Genomic DNA, 6,581 nt, shown 5'->3' with positions numbered 1-6,581 from the left:
GTGATGAGCTACGAAGGGCAAAGCGGAGGAGGCGGAGGTGGCGGAGGCTTGGAGATTCGGCCGTGGGAAATCGTGGCTCGGGTGGGCTGAAGGGGGCGATGGGCGGGTGGGATTGACGATTGATGAGCAATCGATTTTTGATTTTAGAGGTGATGAGAGGGTGGCTAAGCATGCTGCAATCGGCGTTCGACAATCGGGGGGGGGTGCTAGCGTTTGGGTTCTTAACCAACCCCCAACTACCCACATTCCATGTCCGACATCGCTCTCGCCAAAGGTGAAAAATTTCTCGAAGACAACGCCAAGAAGGAAGGCGTGACGGTGACCGCGAGCGGTCTGCAGTACAAGGTCATCACCCCCGGCACCGGCAAGAGCCCGAAGGCGACGGACACGGTGGAAGTGCACTACGAGGGCACGCTGATCGACGGCACGGTGTTTGACAGCAGCTACCGCCGCAAGGAGTCGATCGAGTTCCCTCTCAATCGCGTGATCGCGGGGTGGACGGAAGGTGTGCAGCTGATGCAGGAGGGGGCGAAGTATCGCTTCTACATTCCTTCGAAGCTGGCGTATGGCCCGCGTGGCGCGGGGCGTGACATCGGGCCGAATGAGGCGCTGATTTTCGATGTGGAGCTGATCAAGGTGAAGTGAGGCAAGGGCCGGTTCTTTGTTTTTTTGCTGGGCGGCGCTGCGGTGCCGCCCAGTTTTTTTTGGTGGTGTTGGCGTGGCAGGTACGCTGAGGGTGAAGGAAGCGGGTGTGGTTTCACCCCAGAGGCCGAACCGAGGGGCACGGAGGATTCGATCCGTCCCGATTTCTGAGGCGGAGGCGGTGTGACTGAGGTTTCCAACGCGAATGGTTCAGAATATCCGCGAATTTTCGCGAATGACGCAGAAAGAGGTGGCGGTGGAGCTGGGACGTTCGTTTTTGCCGCAGAGGGGGCAGAGAGGCAGAGGGGGCAGAGGGGACTGGGGAGGTTTTGATTCGTGGAAATTGGCGGGCACTCTTGCGGCATTCGTGTTTGAAATTCGGAGGAAAACGCCAACGCGAATGAAGAGGAATATCCGCGAATTTTCGCGAATGGTGGCAAGGGGCTGGGGGGGGACGAGTTTGTCGCTAGGACAGGACGGGTGTGGCGTTATGGGGGGATGTGGATTCGATTTGCTGCTTTTTCGTTTTTCCTGGCGTGGGTGAGCTGCGGTTTGGCGGGGCAGCCGAATATTGTGCTGATTGTGAGTGATGATCAGGGCTACCCGGATCTGGGGTGCATGGGGACGAAGCCGCTGATCACGCCGAATCTGGACAAACTGGCGGCGGAGGGGGTGAGGGGGACGAATTTTTATGTGACTTGGCCGGCGTGCACGCCATCGCGGGGGAGCATTCTGACGGGGCGGTATCCGCAGCGGAACGGGCTGTACGACATGGTGCGGAATGATTTGGTGAACTATGGGTACCGGTACTCTGCGGAGGAGTATGCGGTGTCTCCGGAGATGACGCTGGGGCTGGATGTGCGGGAGGTGACGCTGGGGGACATGCTGCGGAAGGCGGGGTATGCGACGGGTTGCGTGGGGAAGTGGGACATGGGGCAGGCGAGGCGCTTTCTGCCGCTGCAGCGGGGCTTTGATTTCTTCTACGGGCACGGGAACAACGGGATCGACTACTACACGCATGAGCGGTACGGCGTGCCTTCGCTGTTCCGGGGGAATGCGCGTACGGAGGAGGACAAAGGGAAATACGTGACGGAGGTGTTTGAGCGGGAGGCGCTGTATTTCCTGAACGAGCATGCGGGGCGGAAGCCGTTCTTTTTGTACCTGGCCTTCAACGCGCCGCATGGGGCGTCGAGCTTTGGGGAGGGGACGAAGGAGGGGGAGAAGAAGCTGAGCGAAGGGGTGCAGGCGCCGGAGAAGTACGTGGCGATGTATCGTGGGAAGGTGAAGGACGAGAAGCTGGCGCGCTACTGCGGGGCGGTGACGTGCATGGACGAGGCGATCGGCGCGGTGATGGAGGCGGTGGAGAAGGCGGGGCAGCGGGAGAACACGATCTTTGTGTTTCTGTCTGACAACGGCGGCAGTGGGAACGGTGGGAATGAGCCGCTGCGGGGGCACAAGAGCACGATGTGGGAGGGCGGCCTGCGGGTGCCCTTCATCCTGCGCTGGCCGGGGAAGGTGCCGGCGGGGAAGGTGACGGATGAGTTTCTCACGTCGCTGGAGCTGGTGCCGACTTTGGTGAATGCGGCGGGGGCGAAGGGGCCGGAGGGTGGCCCGTCCTTCGCTAAAGCTACGGAGGGCAAGACTGCGAGCAGTCTTGACGGCTTTGACATGCTGCCGGTGCTGCGGGGTGAGGTGAAGTCGCCGCGGAAGGAGATGTTCTGGCAGCGGCGCGGGGACAAGGCGGCGCGGTTTGAGAACTGGAAGTGGATCGAGTCGGGGAAGGCGAAGGGGCTCTACGATTTGAGCGCGGACATCGGGGAGACGAAGGATCTGAGCGCGGAAAAGCCGGAGGTGGCGAGGATGATGAAGGGGAAGTTTGAGGCGTGGCGGGCGGAGATGGATGCGGCGGAGCCGAGGGGGCCGTTTCGGGATTACTAAGGGCGCGGCGGGGGGTGGGGAAAAATTTTAGTTGGCTCAAGATGAGGTGTTTAAATGGCAATAAACTGTCAAGAATGCGCCATAAATGAGAGTTTTTTAACAAATTGTGTGTGGGACGAATGGCGGAGATGTGCTATATAAGAGGTCTCCACCCAACTATGAGCAGCGCCCCTGAGATGACATCATCCAAGCCCCAGGCCACGATTTCCGAATGGAAAAAAATTGTCGCCCCTTTCACGGTTCCTTCGATTCCACGTGCCACCTGGCAGATTGTAAACACGTTCGTTCCCTATGTGCTGCTTTGGTGGGCGATGTATTGGAGCCTGTCGGTTTCCTACTGGCTGACGCTGGCGATCGCGGCGGTGACGGGGCTGCTGCTGGTGCGCATTTTCATCATGTTCCATGACTGCGGCCATGGGTCGTTTTTCAAGTCCAAGCAGGCGAACAGCGTGCTGGGCTTCATCTGCGGGATGCTGACGTTCACGCCGTATTCGCACTGGACGTGGCAGCACTCGGTGCACCACCAGACCTCCGGAGATCTGAGCCGCCGCGGTGACGGGGACATCTGGACGATGACGGTGAAGGAATTCCAGGAGGCGAGCCCGACGCGGCGCTTCTTTTACAAGCTGATCCGCAATCCGATCACGCTGTTTGTGGTGGGGCCGCTGGCGCTGTTTTTGATCCATCAGCGCTTCCCGTCCCCACGGGCGAAGGGCAAGGACCGCAAGTCCGTGATGACGATGAACATCGCGCTGGTGCTGATGATTGTGGGCCTGAGCTACGTGTTTGGCTTTAAAAACTACGTGCTGATGCAGCTGCCGGTGACGATGTTTGCGGGAATCGCCGGGATCTGGATGTTTTATGTGCAGCACCAGTACGAGGACGTGTACTGGGAGCACAAGGAGGAATGGGACTACACGACGGCGGCGCTGGAGGGGAGCTCCTTCTACAAGCTGCCGAAGATCCTGCAGTGGTTCACGGGCAACATCGGTTTCCACCATGTGCACCACCTGAGCTCCCGCATCCCGAACTACTACCTTGAGAAGTGCCACAATTCGCACCCCCTGTTTTATTCGATCAAACCGCTGTATTTCTGGGAGAGCCTGAAGTGCATCAACCTGCGCCTGTGGGATGAGTCTGACCGCAAGCTGATCTCGTGGAAGGAGTACCGCCAGCGCTATGCGCAGCCGGTGGCTGCGAAGGCGGAGGAAGTGGATCCGGCGGATCTGCCTTCGCCGAGCGAGATCGGGTCTGGAATGTCCTAACGGGCGGGTACCGGATCAATCATCCAGAATTTGAAGCCCGCGGGGAATACCTGCGGGCTTTGTTTTTTTGGGAAAGAGGCACCCTTGGCGAGGTGTGGTATTGGGCCGGCGAAGTGAAGCCTGCGGCGGGGCTTTTTGCAAACGCTGCTGGTGATCGCTGGGTGTGGAGGAGCGGTGGGTTTGCTTCCCTGGTCGGTTGCTTAGAGCATTTTAAATTATATTATAGCCTAATGAGGCGGCGGCGGTGGACGCGGATTTGATGGGTGTGGCGGAGCGCCGCACAGGGGACTGTGCGGACCACTTTGCTGTCGCCCTCGCGATAGCTTTGGATTTTTGAACCTAGATGAGGCCACATTTTTATTTAAAATGCTCTAGGCAACCCAGGGCTTGTCGCTGCGCTCCTGCGCCCTGGGCTGAATCCTTCGCCCTTTCAGGGCTGGTGTGTGGCGGGGGAATGGGCAAAAGCGGTTCTCACTGGGCACCATGGATTCAGTCTCATTTTTAACGGCTCATGGTATTATTCAGTGCATCCGGAGGACCGCACTCGTACTTTGTATCATGTCTGTTTTTCAGCTTAACACGGAGTACAGCCCCCAGGGGGATCAGGCGCAGGCGATTGCGAAGCTGACGAAGTCCGTGCGTGCGGGGAACCGGCACCAGACGCTGATGGGGGTGACGGGATCGGGGAAGACCTTTACGATGGCGAACATCATCGCGGAGGTGGGGAGGCCGGCGCTGGTTTTCTCGCACAACAAGACGCTGGCGGCGCAGCTGTACTCGGAGTTTAAGAATTTTTTCCCGAACAATGCGGTCGAGTACTTTGTGAGCTACTTCGACTACTACCAGCCGGAGGCGTACATCGCGCGGACGGACACGTTCATTGAGAAGGACAGCGCGGTGAATGATGAGATCGAGCGGCTGCGGCTGGCGAGCATGGGGGCGCTGATCACGCGGCAGGACACGATCATCGTGGCGAGTGTGTCGTGCATCTACGGCCTGGGTTCTCCCGAAGATTATGAGGGGATGATGCTGCCGCTGAACGTGGGGCAGCAGATGACGCGGGAGACGCTGCTGACGAAGCTGGTGGACATGCTGTATGAGCGGAACGACGTGCAGTTGACGCGCGGGAAATTTCGGGCGCGGGGGGATGTGATCGAGGTGGTGCCGGCGTATCTGGAGAACGAGGCGATCCGGATTGAGTTTTTTGGCGATGAGATCGACCGGATCAGCGCGGTGGATGTGCTGACGGGGACGGTGACGCTGAAGATGCCGAGCTACACGATTTTTCCGGCGAAGCAGTTTGTGACGCCGGGGGACAAGCTGCGGAAGGCGATCGTGAAAATCCGCGAGGAGATGGAGGAGCGGGTGGCGTGGTTTGAGAAGGAGGGGAAGCTGCTGGAGGCGCAGCGGATCAAGATGCGGACGCAGTATGACATCGAGATGATGCAGGAGATGGGCTTCTGCCAGGGGATCGAGAACTACAGCCGGCACCTGACGGGGCGCGAGCCCGGGGCGACGCCGGGGACGCTGCTGGATTTTTTCAAGGAGCCGCCGCTGATGTTCATCGACGAGAGTCATGTCACCGTTCCGCAGATCGGCGGGATGTACGAGGGTGACAAGTCGAGAAAGACGGTGCTGGTGGAGCATGGGTTCCGGCTGCCGAGCGCCTTGGACAACCGGCCGCTGCGCTTTGAGGAATTCATGGGCAAGGTGGGGCAGCTTGTTTATGTGAGCGCGACGCCTGCACGGTTTGAGATTGAGAACAGCGTGGTGGGAAATACCAGCTACATCGCGAAGGTGGCGGATGCGCTGCCGATGACGCGGACGGTGAAGATCAGCGGGAGCGCGGAGGCGGTGGATAAATTTGATGTGACGACGAAGGGGCGTGCGCTGGTGGTGGAGCAGATCATCCGCCCGACGGGGCTGCTGGACCCGATCATCACGATCAAGCCGCTGAAGGGGCAGATTGATGAAACGATCGAGCTTTGCCGGCAGCGTGTTGAGAAGAGGGAGCGTGTGCTGGTGACGACGCTGACGAAGCGGACGGCGGAGGATTTGACGGACTACCTGCGCAATCTGGATTTCAAGGTGCGATATCTGCACAGCGACATCGATGCGATCGAGCGGGTGGAGATTTTAAGAAGCCTGCGCGCGGGGGACTGCGATGTGCTGGTGGGGATCAACCTGCTGCGTGAGGGGCTGGATCTGCCGGAGGTGAGCCTGGTGTGCATTCTTGATGCGGACAAGGAGGGCTTTTTGCGGAGTGAGTCGTCACTGATACAAACGGCGGGACGCGCGGCGCGGCATGTGAACGGGGAGGTGGTGCTGTTTGCGGACATTGAGACGAAGAGCATTCGGGCGCTGCTGAGCATCAGTGGTTACCGCAGGCAGGTGCAGACGGATCACAATGAGAAGCATGGGATCACGCCGCAGACGGTGCAGCGTGCGGTGCAGGAGAGTCTGCAAATTTTGGGCAAGGCACGTGAGGTGGAGGAAAGCGTGGTGCGCGAGGGGGGCGGGGATTTTGCGATCACGGAGACGATCCGTGAGCTGGAGCAGGAGATGGCGGATGCGGCGAGCAAGCTGGAGTATGAGCGTGCGGCGCTGCTGCGGGATCAGATTCGTGAGCTGAAGAAGCGTGCGGGGCTGAATGCGGATGACAGCGGGGCGCTGCCGGCGCAGAGGAAGAGTGTGACGTATGGAAAGCCGAAGAGGGGCGGGAGGAAGGGGAGGTAG

The 6,581-nt window shown here is 59.7% G+C and carries 4 protein-coding genes and 1 pseudogene; all 5 read left to right on the top strand.

The genetic code is table 11. The features are described from left to right. Positions 1 to 261: 261 nt before the first annotated feature. Positions 262 to 645: pseudogene (locus ACILSL_RS26420) on the top strand (FKBP-type peptidyl-prolyl cis-trans isomerase); the annotation flags it as partial. A gap of 495 nt (positions 646 to 1,140) precedes the next feature. Continuing rightward, entirely contained in the window at positions 1,141 to 2,580 is a 1,440-nt protein-coding gene (locus tag ACILSL_RS26415; protein ID WP_395735073.1) for a sulfatase-like hydrolase/transferase, read from the top strand. Between the two features lie 176 nt (positions 2,581 to 2,756). Beyond that, positions 2,757 to 3,845 carry a fatty acid desaturase gene (locus ACILSL_RS26410; protein WP_395735072.1) on the top strand — a complete coding sequence of 363 codons (1,089 nt, stop codon included), beginning with the start codon at positions 2,757 to 2,759 and terminating at the stop codon, positions 3,843 to 3,845. 120 nt (positions 3,846 to 3,965) lie between these two features. Then, entirely contained in the window at positions 3,966 to 4,049 is an 84-nt protein-coding gene (locus ACILSL_RS26405; protein WP_395735074.1) for a twin-arginine translocation signal domain-containing protein, read from the top strand. A gap of 354 nt (positions 4,050 to 4,403) precedes the next feature. Then, complete coding sequence (uvrB, locus tag ACILSL_RS26400) at positions 4,404 to 6,581, top strand: excinuclease ABC subunit UvrB (RefSeq protein ID WP_395735071.1); 2,178 nt, start codon at positions 4,404 to 4,406, stop codon at positions 6,579 to 6,581.

The sequence above is a fragment of the Prosthecobacter sp. genome, from assembly GCF_044222345.1.
Classification (GTDB): Bacteria; Verrucomicrobiota; Verrucomicrobiia; order Verrucomicrobiales; family Verrucomicrobiaceae; genus Prosthecobacter.
Note: the sequence above shows the minus strand (reverse complement) of the source record. Positions and strands in the feature narration are given on the sequence as shown.